A 15532-nucleotide genomic window follows, 5' to 3' on the forward strand; every position below is an offset into this window, starting at 1 on the left:
CCCCGATCACGGTGCGTGCGTACCTCGTACGTCCCCGTATGTGTCGGAATACCCGCACAGCCCCTTGACCTTCATCGGGTGGGGCGACAACCTCACCCGCAGTCGCTCGGCGCAACCGGGCCGCTGACCCGAGAGACGAGAGAATCAGGACATGGCGAACTTCTCCGCCGCGGACGTGAAGAAGCTCCGTGAGCTCACCGCCGCAGGCATGATGGACTGCAAGAAGGCCCTCGAAGAGGCCGAAGGTGACGTCGACAAGGCTGTCGAGATCCTTCGCGTCAAGGGCCAGAAGGGCGTCACCAAGCGCGAGGGCCGCTCGGCCTCCAACGGTGCCGTCGTCGCGCTGCTCGACGGCAACGCGTCCGGCGTGCTGGTCGAGCTCAAGTGCGAGACCGACTTCGTGGCCAAGAGCCCGAAGTTCATCGAGGCCGCCGAGGCGATCGCCGCGCACGTCGCCAAGAGCTCGCCCGCCGACATCGCCGCGCTGCTCGCGAGCGAGATCGAGGCCGGCAAGAGCGTCCAGCAGTACGTCGACGACGCCAACGTCACGCTCGGCGAGAAGATCGTGCTCGACCGCTTCGCGCAGTACGCCGACGGCTTCGTCGCGGCCTACCTGCACAAGACCAGCCCCGACCTGCCCGCGCAGATCGGCGTGCTGATCGAGCTGGACGGCGCCAACGCCGAGGTCGCCAAGGACGTCGCGCAGCACATCGCCGCGTTCTCGCCGACGGTGCTCAGCCGCGAGGACGTGCCGGCCGAGACGGTCGAGAACGAGCGCCGCGTGGCCGAGGCCACCGCGCGCGAGGAGGGCAAGCCCGAGGCCGCCCTCGCCAAGATCGTCGAGGGCCGGGTGACCGGCTTCTTCAAGGAGAACGTGCTGCTCGACCAGGCGTTCGCCAAGGACAGCAAGAAGTCCGTGGGCAAGGTCCTGGACGAGGCCGGCGTCAAGGTCAAGCGGTTCACCCGCTTCCGCGTCGGCGTCTGATCCGCCCCTCGCACCACCGCCCCGATTCGGGGCATGCAGTAGGCATGAACGCAAGTGGAAGCAGTATGGCGAGGAGGCCGCAAGGCGTGGAGGGAACCGTGCAGGAAACCGAAACGAAGGCGGCCTCCTCGTCGTCCACCGAGGGCGACGAGCCGAACCCCTACGCCCGCCGGGTGCTGCTCAAGCTCTCCGGCGAGGCGTTCGCGGGCGGCGGCGCCCTGGGCGTCGATCCCGACACCGTGCAGACCATCGCGCTCCAGATCGCCGACGTGGTCCGCCGGGGCACCGAGGTCGCCATCGTCATCGGCGGTGGCAACTTCTTCCGCGGCGCCGAATTGCAGATCCGCGGCATGGACCGCGCGCGCTCGGACTACATGGGCATGCTCGGCACCGTGATGAACTGCCTGGCGCTGCAGGACTTCCTGGAGAAGCAGGGCATCGACACCCGCGTGCAGACCGCCATCACGATGGGCCAGGTCGCCGAGCCGTACATCCCGCGCCGGGCGGTGCGACACCTGGAGAAGGGTCGCGTGGTCATCTTCGGTGCGGGTATGGGCATGCCCTACTTCTCCACCGACACCACGGCCGCCCAACGCGCGTTGGAGATCGACGCGGTGGCGCTGCTCATGGCCAAGGGTGTCGACGGCGTGTACGACTGCGACCCGAAGGCCAACCCGGACGCGGTCATGTTCGATCACCTGGACCACGCCGAGGTGCTCGCCCGCGGGCTCAAGGTCGCGGACGCCACCGCGATCAGCCTGTGCATGGACAACGAACTGCCGATCGTCGTCTTCAACCTGCTCGTCGAGGGCAACATCGCCCGCGCCGTGCGGGGTGAGAAGATCGGCACCCTGGTCAGCCGTACCGACGGCTGATCGACGGCGACAGGACCGGGACAGGAGCCGACATGATCGACGAGATTCTCCTCGAAGCCGAGGAAAAGATGGAGAAGGCCGTCGTGGTCGCCAAGGACGACTTCGCGGCGATCCGCACGGGCCGGGCCACCCCGGCGATGTTCAACAAGATCCTCGTGGACTACTACGGCTCGCCCACGCCGGTGAACCAGCTCGCGTCGTTCACCACGCCCGAGCCGCGCATGGTCATCGTGACCCCGTTCGACCGCGGTTCGACCAACGCGATCGTCAAGGCGATCCGGGACTCCGACCTCGGGGTCAACCCGACCGACGACGGCAAGCTCATCCGCGTCGTCTTCCCGCAGCTCACCGAGGAACGCCGCAAGGAGTTCATCAAGCTGGCGCGGAGCAAGGGCGAGGACGCGAAGATCTCGTTGCGGGCGATCCGCCGCAAGGCGAAGGAAACGCTCGACAAGCTGGTCAAGGACGGCGAGAGCGGCGAGGACGAGGTGCGTCGCGCCGAGAAGGAACTCGACGACACGACCCACAAGTACGTCGCGCAGATCGACGAGTTGCTCAAGCACAAGGAAGCCGAGCTGCTCGAAGTCTGATGAACGACTCGACCTGGGGCGGTACGCCGCCGGCCGATCCGCCCGCGGGAGCGCACCCCGATCTGCCGCCCGGCCACGACCCGTACGGGTCGTACGGCGCGTGGCCGGAGCAGGTCCCGGACGCCCCGACGGTTCAGGACGCGGCCCACTACGACGCGGCCCGGTCCGGCGGCTATGGGGATGGCGCCACTCGTGCGCAGCAGCACTTTCCCGCCGGCGTCGGGGTACAGACACAGGATGACCACACGCAGGTGCTGTCACCGATCGCGGGTCACGACCCGGGCGACGAACCGGAGCCGCGCTCGGGTTCCGCGTTTCGCGACGAGGGCGCCCGGACGGACGCGGCTGGGATCGAGCCCGGGCGTGAGGGGCTCTCGGTGACCGAGGAGCCACCCGCGAAACCCGTCGGCAAGGCCGGCCGGAACCTGCCGCAGGCGATCGGAGTCGGTGCCGGGCTGGGCGGGATCATCATCGCCTCGCTGCTCACCCTGCCGGTGCTGTTCGTCGGCGTCGTGCTGCTTGCCGTGCTGGTGGGACTGTGGGAGCTGGCGGGCGCGTTCGGTCGCGCCGAGGCGGTCGCCGACGCGTCCGGTCGGACCGCGCAGGGCGCCACCGTCGGGCGCGGCATCCGGATCCCGGTGGTACCGCTCGCGGTCGGCTCGGCGGCGATGCTCGTCGCCGGCTACGCGCGCGGTGCGGAAGGGCTCGCGATCGCCACCGCGCTGACCGCCGTCGCGGTGATGATCTGGCGGATGACCGAGGGGCCCGAGGACTTCCTCCGGGACATGACCGCCGGCGTGTTCACCGTCTTCTACCTGCCGTTCCTGGCCGGGTTCGCGGTCCTGATGCTCGCCGACGACGACGGCGCGCAGCGGGTGTTGACCTTCATCATCCTGGTCGTCTGCGCGGACACGGGTGCCTACGCGGCCGGGGTGACCTCCGGCGGCCCGCACAAGATGGCGCCCAGGATCAGTCCCGGCAAGAGCTGGGAAGGCTTCGCCGGCGGGGTGTTCCTGGCCGCCGTCGCGGGCGCGGTCTGCGTGACGACCATGCTCGACGGCGCGTGGTGGCAGGGCGCCGTGGTGGGCGTCGCCGCGGCCGCCGTGTCCGCGCTCGGGGACCTGGCCGAATCGATGATCAAGCGGGACCTGAAGGTCAAGGACATGGGCAGTGTGCTGCCCGGTCACGGTGGCGTGATGGACCGACTCGACTCGCTGCTCGCCGCGGCTCCCGTGGTGTGGCTGCTGCTCGCCGTATTCGTATGACCCGGACCTGATCCGGCAAGAAACCGGACAGGCCGCGTGTGCACGAGAGCGGGGCCGAACCGGCCCCGCCCGTACACCTGCGACACTGGACGAGCCATGCCCAAACCAGGAGAACTCACCTTCACCGCGCCGCCGCGTCGTTCGAAGCCGCCGCGCCACCTTGCCGACCTCACCCCCACCGAGCGCCGCGAGGCCGTCGCCGAGCTGGGGGAGAAGCCGTTTCGCGCGGCTCAACTGTCCAAGCACTACTTCGGTCACCTCTCAAACGACCCCGAGCAGTGGACCGACATGCCCGCGGCGTCGCGGGCCAAGCTCGCCGCGGCGTTGCTGCCCGAGCTGATGACCTCCGTGCGGGACATCTCGTGCGACGACGGGGCGACCCGCAAGTCGCTGTGGAAGCTCTTCGACGGCACGCTCGTCGAGGCCGTCCTGATGCGCTACCCCGACCGGGTCACCATGTGCGTGTCCTCGCAGGCGGGTTGCGGGATGAACTGCCCGTTCTGCGCCACCGGCCAGGCCGGTCTGACCCGCAACCTGTCCACCGGCGAGATCGTCGAGCAGGTGCTCGCCGGCGCGCGGGCGCTCGCCCGCGGCGAGGTGCCCGGCGGCCCGGGCCGGGTCAGCAACATCGTCTTCATGGGCATGGGCGAGCCGCTCGCCAACTACAAGGCCGTGGTCGGCGCGGTCCGCCGACTGACCGACCCGAGCCCCGACGGGCTGGGCGTCTCCGCCCGCTCGGTGACCATGTCGACGGTCGGCCTGGTCCCGGCGATGTACAAGCTCGCCGACGAGCGCGTCCCGGTGACCCTCGCGCTGTCCCTGCACGCGCCGGACGACGACCTGCGCAACACCCTCGTGCCGGTCAACACGCGCTGGGACGTGCGCGAGGTGCTGGACGCCGCGTGGCACTACGAGGGCGTCACCGGTCGACGGGTGTCCATCGAGTACGCGCTGATCAAGGACATCAACGACCACGGCTGGCGGGCCGACCTGCTCGGGCGCCGGCTCAAGAACCACAACGCGCACGTCAACCTGATCCCGCTCAACCCCACGCCGGGGTCGAAGTGGACCGCGTCGACGGCCGAACGCCAGGAGGAGTTCGTTCGCCTGCTGACCAAGCACGGCGTGCCGGTCACCGTCCGGGACACCCGCGGTCGCGACATCGACGGCGCGTGCGGTCAGCTCGCGGCCGCCGAGGTCTAGGCCCAAAGGCACGCCCCGTCCCGGGGGCGCGGGGGCGGCTTCGGTCGATATTCGGACATCCGGGGCAGGTCACGGGCGCGCGGCGCGGCGATATAGAACGGGTAACGAATCCTTATCGGATCCTTAGGCGCCCCAGGGCAGACTGATCCCAGTGCCAAGCCGTCGGATCCTTTGATCCCCCCGTTCGAATGATCCGACGGCGGCACGCCCAAGCCGCCGGTCGAAGGGACACGATCCGGCGCACGGCTCGGGGTCGCGTGGCCCCCGAGACGATAAGCACTTCGAGCCCGTCGCGGAAGGGGACGCCGCGCCGGGCTCGAAGTGTTTTCCCTTGTCCGGGGCGGTTTCCCGGTGATGCGGCCCGGGCCCGGATTCGGGCACTTCCCGAGTCCGCCTCAGGCCCGACGACTGGGCCGATCGCCCCGCACGATCACCACCGCCGCCGCGATCAGCGCGGTCGCCAGCAGGCCGACCGCCCACGCGGTGCCCAGTGTCGCGGCGCGCGTGGACACCGTCGGAAACGGGTTCGCGTCTCCCCGCGCGGGCCATGCGGTCAGCGCGCCGATCGCGACCGAGGTCAGTACACACACCAGCACCGGCACCGTGAGGGCGACCAGCGCCGCACGGCGATCGATCCGGGTGCCGGCGCCGATCGAACGCAGCGTGCGCGAGGTCTCCCGGCGCGCGGAGCCGTATTCCACGACCACGGTGAACAACATCGCGGCGGCGCACAGCGACACGGCCGCGACGGTCAGGAACAGCGGGGCGTCGGCCATCCGCACCGGGGTGTGGTCGCCCGCGAGTCGGCTGGTGGTGACCACCGCCAGGGCGATCGTGGTCAGCCCCAGGGGCAGTGCCAGGCCGCGCGCGCTCGCCTCGATCCGGCGGGCCGCGCACAACGTCCACACCCGCTTGGCCCGGGCGGCCCAGCCCGCTCCGAGCCAGGTGACCAGCCACGGCAGGGTGAGCGCCGCGCCCACCAGCACCGCGCCGTAGCCGAGCGCGGCGGCCTGCAGCGTGCCGTGCGCCAACCGCTCCGGCCGACCCGGGTCGGCGATCAGGTACTGCCCGAGCAGCCCGGCCAGCACCAGCAGCGGCCCGACGTAGGGCGGAACGAGCGGCAACGACCGGGTCGTGGGTCGGCGCGTCGCGAACACGGCGGCGAGACCCGCGATCGCGGGTACCGCGACGAGCAGCGTGGCCGAGGCCCTCCAGGGCACGGTGGCGCCGATCGCGAGCAGATGGCGGATCCCGGGCGGCGCCGAACCCAGCAACGAGCGCGACACCAGGTGCGCCTGCACACCGGCGATCGTGCCGGCCAGGGCGGTGGTGGCCGCTTCGGACGCGACCAGGCCCCGGCCGCGATCGGCCGGCATCCGCACCGGCAGCGCGCGGCCGGCCCGGTCGATCCGGTACAGGTCGGCCAGCCGGTTGGCGACCGCGGTCAGCACGGCCACCGCGGCCAGCACCGGCACCGCGGCGAGCACCGGACCGATCAGGGCCGGCCCGGGACGCCCGGCCGGTCGCGCCCACGCCAGCAGGCTCAACAGGACGGTGGTGGCCGTACCCGCCACCGCGGCGCCGGCCAGCACGCGTGCGGCGTCGACCCGGGACGCGTCGCGCAACGCCTCGCGCAGTGGGCTCGGGTCGGCCCCGGACATCGCTCTACCACCCGTCCGCGTGCGGGTCCGGGCGGCCTTCGCGCAGGGCCAGACAGTGGTCCGCGTGCGCCGAGACCCGGGGGTCGGCGGTGGCCAGCACCAGGGTGATCCCGTGCGAGCGCACGGCGGAGACCAGGATGCGCATCAGATGGTCGAGCTCGGCGCCGAGCAGGCCGTGCGCCGGCTCGTCGGCGAACACCACGGCCGGCCGGGTGACCAGCGCGCGGGCCACCGCCGCGCGGCGCGCCAGTGCGCCGCCCAGGCCGGCCGGCCGGGATTCGGCGTGCTCGGTCACGTCCAGCCGCTCCATCCAGTGCCGGGCGACGGCGAACGCCTCGGCCCGGCGGACCCGGTCCAGCAGCAGCGGCAGCGCGACGTTCTCCGCGACGGTCAGCTCCGGGAGCAGCCGGGTGCGCCCGTCCACCAGCCCGAAGTGCCGACGGCGCAGCGCCGTCCGGCCCTTCTCGTCGAGCACGTGCATCGGGCCGCTGTTGAACCAGACCTCGCCGGAATCGGGGGCGACCACGCCGGACAGGCAGGCGAGCAGTGCCGACTTGCCGGCGCCGGCGGGCCCGGTGATCGCGAACGTCTCGTCGGCGCGCACCGCCGCGGAGACGTCCCGCAACAGGGTGACCGGACCCTGGGTGAGGGTCAGTCCGCGACAGCGCAGCACGTCGTTGTCGGGTGGGGAGCTCGCGGTCTCGGGGACGACGCGCCGTTCATGCGGTCTCGCCGCGCGGGACGACAGGGACATGGCACACCTCCCGCAGAGAAACGTTCGTTGCCACCCGTCTCCTCCAACGAGTGTCGTGGCGCCGGGTTGCGGCAGGGGCGAGAAACCCCTCACTCGGGGATCCCTGCCGGCGGCGGGAGTTCGCGCGCACCATGATGAGGCGAACAGGTGTATCGAACGCGTTCCGAACGGGGTGCACATGAACCGCCGACTCGATCTTCCAGATCTGCTCAATGCCCGCGACGTCGGCGACCTACCGCTGATCGACGGGGGAGTCACTCGAACGGGCGTACTGATGCGGTGTGAGACCCCGGATCTGCTGACGCCCGAGGGAGTCGACCGGCTCATCCACACCTACGGCGTTCGGCACGTCCTGGACCTGCGTTCGGACGGCGAGGGACTGCCGCCGGCGCAGTGGCCGGGGGTGATCCGGCACCGGCTGCCGCTGCTGGGCCGCCGCTCGGCGCTGGCCGCGGACCGGGCCGCGGTCGGCGACGTCTCGGCCGGACAGACCCAGGGCCTGGGGCTGGACGACGACATCGACCTGGGGAACGTGGACGAGTACGGCGCGGGCCTGCTCTATATGCGGATGGCCGAGCGAGGCGGCGAGTCCTACGTGCGCTCGCTGGAGATCCTGGCCGGGGACGGCGGGGTGCCGGCGCTGGTGCACTGTACGGCGGGCAAGGACCGGACCGGGATCCTGGTCGCGCTGCTGCTGTCGGTCGCGGGGGTGGAGCGGGAGGCGATCATCGCCGACTACACCGAGACCGAGACGCACCTGGTGGAGATGTTCGAGCGAATCGACCGGCTGCCCCGGCAGCCCCGGATCGATCCGGCGCACCCGGTCGCGCCGGCGATGCGCGGCGCGGCCCGGGCGTCCATCGACACGTTCCTGCGGGTGCTCGCCGAGCGGCACGGTTCGGCGGCGGACTTCCTGCTCAAGGCGGGTGCGGCGGCGGAGCACCTGGAGGCCTGGCGCCGCGTCATCCGGGGGCGGTGACCCGGTCGATCCCCGCCCCCGGGCGACTCAGTGGCCCAGGAACCGGCCGAACGCGTGCGCGAGCCGGGACTCCTTCCCGGTGCGCCGCTCCTCGGCGTCCGCGCCGGCCATCACCCGCAGGCCGACGTTGGTGCCGATCCAGCGGAACGGTTCGGGCTCCCACTTGGGCGAGCGGTGGCGGACCCAGGGCAGTCGGGTCAGTTCGGTGTACTCGTCGCGGATCAGGTCGGCGAGGGTGCGGCCCGCGAGGTTCGCGGTGCCCACGCCGTCGCCGACGTAGCCGCCGGCCCAGGCGAGCCCGCGGGCGCGGTCCAGGCCGCAGCTCGCGTACCAGTCGCGGGCCACGCCGAGCGGTCCGCCCCACGAGTGGGTGATCCGCGCGTCGGCCGCCGCCGGGAAGAGCTCGGTGATCACCCGACGCAGTTCGGCGAAGACCTTGTCGTCGCGGTCGAACTCGGGCCGCACCCTGGAGCCGAAGTGGTAGGGGGCGCCGCGCCCGCCGAAGGCGAGCCGGTCGTCGGCGGTGCGCTGCCCGTAGATGATCAGGTGCCGCATGTCGCTGAAGCTCTCCCGGCGGGCCAGGCCCACCTCGGCCCAGAACGACTCGGGCAGCGGCTCGGTGGCGACCATCAGCGAGTACACGGGAGCCAGGTCGCGGTGGAAGCCGGCCAACTCGGGCGTGTAGCCCTCGGTGGCCCGGACCACGACGTCGGCGCGGACCCGGCCGTGCGGGGTGACCGCCGCGCCGTCCTCGATCGCGGTGACCGGGGTGTGCTCGTGGATGCTCACGCCCAGCCGGTCCACCGCGGCGGCCAGGCCGCGGGCCAGCTTGGCGGGGTGGATCACCGCGCAGTGCGGGGTGTAGGTGCCGCCGAGCACGTCGGTGGCGCCGACCATCGCGCGCGCCTGATCGGCGTCCAGCAGCCGGGCGTCGGTGTCGTCGAAGCCCCACGCGTGTTCGTCCGCGACCAGGTCGCGGGCCCGGGCCAGTTGCACCGGGGTGCGGGCCAGCACGACGGTGCCGCCCTTGGCGAAGTCGCAGTCGATGCCCTCCTCGGCGAGCACCCGGCCGACCTCGTCCACGGTCGCGTTCATCGCCCGCTGCTGGGCGATGGCCCGCTCGCGGGTGCTGCTCCGGGCCACCTTCGCGATCGACGCGGGGAACAGCGCCGAGCACCAGCCGCCGTTGCGGCCGGAGGCGCCGAAGCCGGCGATCTCCCGCTCCAGGACCACGACGCGCAGCGTCGGGTCGGCCTTGGCCAGGTAGTAGGCGGTCCACAGGCCGGTGTAGCCGGCGCCGACGATCGCCACGTCCACGTCCAGGTCGCCGGTGAGCGCGGGACGCGGGGTGATCTCCTCGTCGAGGGTGTCGAACCACAGCGACAGTTCGCGGTAGTCGGCGGTCATCGCTGCCACTTCCTCAGGTAGTCCGGCGCGGGCAGGTCGAAGCGCAGATCGGGGGCGGGCACCGGCTCGCCGAAGTGCTCGGCGATCGGCACCACGCCCGCCCAGATCGGGGCGTCCAGATCCTCGTCGTCGTCGTCCGGCGGCCCGGCCGAGATCTTCACCGAGGCCTCGTCCAGGGACAGCGCGAGCACCAGGGTCGCGGCCAACTCCTTGGCCCGGTGCGGGCGCAGTTCGTCGCGGCGTCCGGGCAGCAGCCGGTCGGTGAGCAGGTCCAGCGCGGCGGCCTTCTCGTCCTCGGGCAGCACGGCGCACGAGCCGAGCACCATCGCGCTGCGGTAGTGCATGGACGACTCGAACGCCGAGCGGGCCAGCACCAGTCCGTCGAGCAGGGTCACGGTCAGGCAGGTCGGGGCGCCCGCGGCCAGGCCGCGGAAGAGCCGGCTGCCGGTGGAGCCGTGGATCAGTACCCGCTCGCCGTCCCGGGCGTAGGCGACCGGGAGCACGAACGGCTGGCCGTCCTCGCCGGTGATCGCCAGGTGGCCGACCAGGCCGGCGTCGAGCACGGCGTGCAGCGCGGCCCGTTCCCGGACGGCGTGGTCGGGCAGTCGGCGTATGCGAGTGCGGGCGGTGGAGCCGAGGGTGGAGTCGGGAGTGGGGTGGCTCATCGGGCCTCTTCGGTGATCCGAGCGCGGCGCGGGTCGGGGCGCGGGCGGGTCGATGTCGTGGTTGTCGGTATTTCTCGGCTCTTCGGCGGATTTCATTCCGGATATGAGTCTGCCGCCGGCGCGCACTGGCGTGTGCGCGACGGCGGCAGACTCACTGAGGGTTCGTCGAATAGCCGGGGTCTACTGCTCGATCTACAGCTTGGTCCAGGCCTCGGTGAGCACTCCGCGCAGGATCTGCTCGATCTCGTCGAACACACCCTGGTCCGCGGTCAGCGGCGGGGAGAGCTGGATGACCGGGTCGCCGCGGTCGTCGGCGCGGCAGTACAGGCCGTTGTCGTAGAGCGCGGTGGACAGGAAGCCGCGGAGCAGGCGCTCGGCCTCGTCCTCGTTGAACGTCTCCTTGGTGGCCTTGTCCTTGACCATCTCGATGCCGTAGAAGTACCCGTTGCCGCGCACGTCGCCGACGATTGGCAGGTCCTGGAGCTTCTGCAGCGTGGCCAGGAACTTGGACTCGTTGTCCAGCACGTGCTGGTTCAGGCCCTCGCGCTCGAAGATGTCGAGGTTGGCCAGCGCCACGGCGGAGGACACCGGGTGCCCGCCGAACGTGTAGCCGTGCATGAAGACGTTGTCGCTGCCGTTGTAGAACGGCTCGGCGAGGCGGTCCGAGACGATCATCGCGCCGATCGGCGAGTAGCCCGAGGTCATGCCCTTGGCGCAGGTGATGATGTCGGGGATGTAGTCGAACTTGTCGCACGCGAACATCGTGCCGAGCCGGCCGAACGCGCAGATGACCTCGTCCGAGACGAGCAGCACGTCGTACTGGTCGCAGATCTCGCGCACGCGCTGGAAGTACCCGGGCGGCGGCGGGAAGCAGCCGCCGGCGTTCTGCACCGGCTCCAGGAAGACCGCGGCGACGGTGTCGGGGCCCTCGTTGAGGATCGCCACCTCGATCTGGTCGGCGGCCCAGCGGCCGAAGCCCTCGGGCGAGGAGTCGGCCAGGAACTCCGGCTTGCGGTACTGGTTGGTGTTCGGCACCCGGAAGGTGCTCGGCACCAGCGGCTCGTACGGCGCCTTGTAGTCCGGCAGACCGGTGATCGACAGCGCGCCCTGCGGGGTGCCGTGGTAGGCGATGGCCCGCGAGATGACCTTGTGCTTGGTCGGCTTGCCGGTCAGCTTGAAGTAGTGCTTCGCCAGCTTCCACGCGGACTCGACGGCCTCGCCGCCACCGGTGGTGAAGAAGACCTTGTTCAGGTCGCCCGGGGCGTGGTTCGCCAGGCGCTCGGCGAGTTCGATCGCCTTGGGGTGGGCGTAGCTCCACACCGGGAAGAAGGCGAGCTGCTCGGCCTGCTTGCGGGCCACCTCGGCCAGCTCGGTGCGGCCGTGACCGGCCTGTACGACGAACAGGCCGGCGAGGCCGTCGATGTACTTGCGCCCGTTGGTGTCCCAGATGTAGCTGCCTTCACCGCGCACGATGGTCGGCACGGGAGCGTTCTCGTACGACGACATGCGGGTGAAGTGCATCCACAGGTGGTCGTAGGCGCTCTTGGAGAGTGCCGCGTTGTCGTACTGCTGTGTCATCGAGTACCCCACTGGTAGGTCTGCTTCCGAAGCTTCAGGTAGACGAAGCTCTCGGTGCTCCGTACGCCCGGAATCGCTCGAATCCTCTTGTTGATGATGTCGAGCAGGTGGTCGTCGTTCTCGCATACGAGTTCCACGATGAGGTCGAACGAACCAGCCGTGATGACGACGTAGTCCACTTCTTTCATCGTGGCCAGTATGTCCGCTACGGGTTCGATGTCCCCTTCGACGCGAACCCCGACCATGGCCTGGCGATGGAAGCCGACGGTCAGCGGATCCGTCACCGCGACGATCTGCATCACGCCTTGGTCGAGCAGGCGCTGTACGCGTTGACGCACGGCGGCCTCCGAGAGACCGACCGCCTTGCCGATCGCGGCATACGAGCGGCGTCCGTCCTCCTGGAGCTGCTCGATGATCGCCTTCGACACGGCGTCGGCCGGAGCGTTCGGGTTTTTGTCTCGACCGGCCACGTAGTCACTCTGCCTCATCAGATGGGCCTTTCGCAAGGGAATCCGTTGACTTTGATCAACGAGACAACTGATTCAGTTGTTGGTGCGGGATGGGGATGCGGATACCGACAGCAATCCGGTTAGGCTGGGATCGCGGCCCAGGTCGGGATCGACCCCCTCGCCGTCCTGCCGGCGCCGCCCCGTTTTCGAAGGAGACTTGGGACATGAGCGACCTGCGTACTCTGCGCAACTACATCGACGGCACGTTCACCGACGCCGCGGACGGCGGCACGCTCGACATCGTCGACCCCGCCACGGGCGAGGTCTACGCGACGTCCCCGCTCTCCCGGGAGCGGGACGTGGACGCCGCGATGCGCGCGGCGGCCACGGCGTTCGAGACCTGGAGCGAGACCACGCCCGCCGAGCGGCAGCTCGCGCTGCTCAGGATCGCCGACGCGGTCGAGAAGCGCGCGGACGAGTTGATCGACGCCGAGTGTCGCAACACCGGCAAGCCCCGCGCGCTCACCGCGTCCGAGGAAATCCCGCCGATGGTGGACCAGATCCGCTTCTTCGCGGGCGCCGCGCGCATGCTCGAGGGCAAGTCGGCCGGCGAGTACATGGCAGGGCACACCTCCATGGTGCGGCGTGAGCCGGTCGGTGTCTGCGCCCAGGTGGCGCCGTGGAACTACCCGATGATGATGGCCGTGTGGAAGTTCGCGCCGGCCCTGGCCGCGGGCAACACCGTGGTGCTCAAGCCGTCCGACACCACGCCCGCCTCCACCGTGCTGCTCGCCGAGATCATCGGCGAGATCCTGCCCGCCGGCGTGTTCAACGTGATCTGCGGCGACCGCGATACCGGTCGGCTGATGGTCGAGCACAAGACCCCGGCGATGGCCTCGATCACCGGCTCGGTACGGGCCGGCATGGCGGTCGCCGAGAGCGCGTCCAAGGACCTCAAGCGGGTGCACCTCGAACTCGGCGGCAAGGCGCCCGTCGTGGTCTTCGAGGACGCCGACATCGCCGCCGCGGCCGAGGGCATCGCCGGCGCCGGCTTCTTCAACGCCGGCCAGGACTGCACCGCCGCGACCCGGGTGCTCGTGCACGCCTCGATCCGCGAGGAGTTCACCGCCGCGCTGGCCGCCGCCGCGAACGCCACCTCCACCGGTCCGCAGGACGACGCGGACTTCGGCCCGGTCAACAACGTCAACCAGCTCGGGCAGGTCAGCGGCTTCATCGAGCGCCTTCCCGGGCACGCGAAGGTCGAGGCCGGCGGGCACCGGGTCGGCGACAAGGGCTTCTTCTACGCCCCGACCGTGGTCTCCGGGCTGAAGCAGGACGACGAGATCATCCAGAACGAGGTGTTCGGCCCGGTCATCACGGTCCAGTCGTTCGAGGACGAGGCCGAGGCGCTGAGCAACGCCAACGGCGTGCAGTACGCGCTCGCGTCCTCGGTGTGGACCAAGGACCACAGCCGGGCGATGCGGATGGCCAAGCGGCTCGACTTCGGCTGCGTGTGGATCAACACGCACATCCCGCTGGTCGCCGAGATGCCGCACGGCGGCTTCAAGCACTCCGGCTACGGCAAGGACCTCTCCGGCTACGGCTTCGAGGACTACACCCGGGTCAAGCACGTGATGACCAACTACGACGCCTGATCCGACCCCGCCGCGCGAGCGGCACGGCGACATCCGACGCGCACCCTGTCAACTCCGCTCCGCGAGGGTTGACAGGGTGCGTGTTGCCGTCGGGGGCGGGTCACCGCCACGATGCGGTGGGCCATCTGTACGCACAGCGCGGTCCCCCGCCCACGGAGCAGGTCCCACCCCCGCATTCGCCAAGGAGTCGCCGATGACCCGCGCCCGCACTCGCGCCCAGTCCCCGCTGCGGATCGCCGGTCACCGGGTGGACCGGCGGATGTTCCTGCGCGGCGCCGGCGCGGCCGCGGCCGTCGGCACCCTGGCCGCGTGCGGCGTGCCGTCCGCGTACGTCCAGGAGAGCAAGCGCGCCGGCCGGGACCGGTCGGAGCAGGAGAAGGTGGTGCGCTTCTCCAACTGGGCCCTGTACATCGACATCGACGAGAACGACGAGCAGAGGCACCCCACGCTCGACGCCTTCACCGAGAAGACCGGGATCAAGGTCCGCTACTCGGAGGAGATCAACGACAACGACGAGTTCTTCGGCAAGATCCACCCGGCCATCCAGGCGGGCAAGGAGCCGGGGCGCGACGCGATCGTCATCTCGGACTGGATGTGCACCCGCTTCGTCCGGCTCGGCTGGGTGCAGAAGCTGAACAAGGCCAACCTGCCGCAGGTGGACGCCAACCTCGCCGAATCGCTGCGCAGCCCGGGCTACGACCCCAGGCGCGAGTACACCGTGCCGTGGCAGAGCGGGATGACCGGCATCGCGTACAACAAGAAGCTGGTGGACCGCGAGATTCGCTCGGTGAACGACCTGTGGCGGCCCGAACTCAAGGGCCGGGTCACCGTGTTCGCGGGCTTCATGGAGGCCGTCGCGCTGCTGATGCTGGGTGAGGGCGCGGACATCGAGACCTTCACCGACGCGGACGTGGACAAGGTGATGGAGCGGATGCAGAAGCTGGTGGACAAGGACCACATCCGCAGCTTCACCGGCAACGACTACACCTCGGGTCTGGCCAGCGGCGACATCCTGGCCTGCCAGGCGTACTCCGGCGACGTCGGCCAGCTCCAATTGGACAACCCCGACATCGAGTTCGTGGTGCCCGAGGAGGGCGCCGAGCTGTGGTCGGAGAACCTGATGGTGCCGAACAAGGCCGCGCACAAGACCAACGCCGAGAAGCTGATGGACTTCTACTACGACCCGGAGGTCGCCGCCGAGCTGGCGAACTACGTGGCGTACGTGTGTCCCGTGCCGGCCGCGCAGCAGGTGCTGGCCGAGTCCTCGGACCAGGAGATGCGCGAGTCGGCGAGCAACCCGCTGATCTTCCCGGACGCCGAGATGACCGCGAAGCTGCACGGCATGCGGGAGACCACCGAGGACGAGGAACGGCGCTGGGAGAAGGCGTGGGGGAACATCATCGGCCTGTGACCCGGCGGCGTGTGACCCGGCGGCGTGTGACCCGGCGGCCTGTGACCCGGCTGCC

Annotated in this window: 14 protein-coding genes; 8 read left to right on the forward strand and 6 right to left on the reverse strand. The window is 70.6% G+C overall.

All coding sequences use genetic code 11. The features are described 5' to 3' along the window. Positions 1 to 151 precede the first annotated feature (151 nt). From tsf to rlmN, 5 genes are all read left to right on the forward strand, one after another. Complete coding sequence (tsf, locus tag ACWCPW_RS19240) at positions 152 to 985, forward strand: translation elongation factor Ts (RefSeq protein WP_449762770.1); 834 nt, start codon at positions 152 to 154, stop codon at positions 983 to 985. 86 nt (positions 986 to 1071) lie between these two features. Then, positions 1072 to 1860 carry a UMP kinase gene (pyrH, locus tag ACWCPW_RS19245; protein ID WP_449762771.1) on the forward strand — a complete coding sequence of 263 codons (789 nt, stop codon included), beginning with the start codon at positions 1072 to 1074 and terminating at the stop codon, positions 1858 to 1860. Positions 1861 to 1892: 32 nt separating this feature from the next. Further along, positions 1893 to 2450 carry a ribosome recycling factor gene (gene frr, locus ACWCPW_RS19250; protein ID WP_406296071.1) on the forward strand — a complete coding sequence of 186 codons (558 nt, stop codon included), beginning with the start codon at positions 1893 to 1895 and terminating at the stop codon, positions 2448 to 2450. After that, positions 2450 to 3715 carry a phosphatidate cytidylyltransferase gene (locus tag ACWCPW_RS19255; RefSeq protein WP_449762772.1) on the forward strand — a complete coding sequence of 422 codons (1266 nt, stop codon included), beginning with the start codon at positions 2450 to 2452 and terminating at the stop codon, positions 3713 to 3715. Before frr ends, ACWCPW_RS19255 begins: the two co-directional genes overlap by 1 nt. 96 nt (positions 3716 to 3811) lie before the next feature. After that, a complete protein-coding gene (gene rlmN / locus ACWCPW_RS19260; RefSeq protein WP_449762773.1) occupies positions 3812 to 4918 on the forward strand; it encodes a 23S rRNA (adenine(2503)-C(2))-methyltransferase RlmN in 1107 nt (368 codons plus the stop codon). Positions 4919 to 5313: 395 nt separating this feature from the next. Here rlmN and ACWCPW_RS19265 read toward each other — a convergent pair whose 3' ends face one another. Both ACWCPW_RS19265 and ACWCPW_RS19270 read right to left on the reverse strand, forming a co-directional pair. Further along, positions 5314 to 6579 carry a hypothetical protein gene (locus tag ACWCPW_RS19265; RefSeq protein ID WP_449762774.1) on the reverse strand — a complete coding sequence of 422 codons (1266 nt, stop codon included), beginning with the start codon at positions 6577 to 6579 and terminating at the stop codon, positions 5314 to 5316. 4 nt (positions 6580 to 6583) lie between these two features. After that, entirely contained in the window at positions 6584 to 7333 is a 750-nt protein-coding gene (locus ACWCPW_RS19270; protein ID WP_449762775.1) for an ABC transporter ATP-binding protein, read from the reverse strand. 178 nt (positions 7334 to 7511) lie between these two features. Between ACWCPW_RS19270 and ACWCPW_RS19275 the strand changes: the two genes are divergently transcribed. Next, entirely contained in the window at positions 7512 to 8312 is an 801-nt protein-coding gene (locus ACWCPW_RS19275) for a tyrosine-protein phosphatase (RefSeq protein WP_449762776.1), read from the forward strand. A gap of 27 nt (positions 8313 to 8339) precedes the next feature. On the opposite strand, the gene ACWCPW_RS19280 is transcribed toward ACWCPW_RS19275, so the two are convergent. The 4 genes from ACWCPW_RS19280 to ACWCPW_RS19295 form a co-directional block, all read right to left on the reverse strand. Next, positions 8340 to 9719, reverse strand: a complete 1380-nt coding sequence (locus ACWCPW_RS19280) for an NAD(P)/FAD-dependent oxidoreductase (RefSeq protein WP_449762777.1) — start codon at positions 9717 to 9719, stop codon at positions 8340 to 8342. Further along, positions 9716 to 10384, reverse strand: coding sequence for a pyridoxamine 5'-phosphate oxidase family protein (locus ACWCPW_RS19285; protein ID WP_449762778.1), 669 nt, complete (start codon positions 10382 to 10384; stop codon positions 9716 to 9718). Before ACWCPW_RS19285 ends, ACWCPW_RS19280 begins: the two co-directional genes overlap by 4 nt. A gap of 192 nt (positions 10385 to 10576) precedes the next feature. Continuing rightward, a complete protein-coding gene (locus tag ACWCPW_RS19290) occupies positions 10577 to 11962 on the reverse strand; it encodes an aspartate aminotransferase family protein (protein ID WP_449762779.1) in 1386 nt (461 codons plus the stop codon). Continuing rightward, positions 11959 to 12450, reverse strand: a complete 492-nt coding sequence (locus ACWCPW_RS19295; RefSeq protein WP_449762780.1) for an Lrp/AsnC family transcriptional regulator — start codon at positions 12448 to 12450, stop codon at positions 11959 to 11961. The genes ACWCPW_RS19290 and ACWCPW_RS19295 overlap by 4 nt, the downstream gene beginning before the upstream one ends. A gap of 185 nt (positions 12451 to 12635) precedes the next feature. On the opposite strand from ACWCPW_RS19295, the gene ACWCPW_RS19300 reads away from it, so the two are divergent. Both ACWCPW_RS19300 and ACWCPW_RS19305 read left to right on the forward strand, forming a co-directional pair. After that, the gene (locus ACWCPW_RS19300; protein ID WP_449762781.1) at positions 12636 to 14066 is read left to right on the forward strand and encodes a gamma-aminobutyraldehyde dehydrogenase; all 1431 of its coding nucleotides are present in this window, start codon (positions 12636 to 12638) and stop codon (positions 14064 to 14066) included. Between the two features lie 193 nt (positions 14067 to 14259). Then, positions 14260 to 15477: a polyamine ABC transporter substrate-binding protein gene (locus tag ACWCPW_RS19305; RefSeq protein WP_449762782.1), complete on the forward strand. Its 1218-nt coding sequence runs from the start codon at positions 14260 to 14262 to the stop codon at positions 15475 to 15477. The last annotated feature ends 55 nt before the right edge of the window (positions 15478 to 15532 follow it).

The organism is Embleya sp. NPDC001921 (assembly GCF_053594475.1).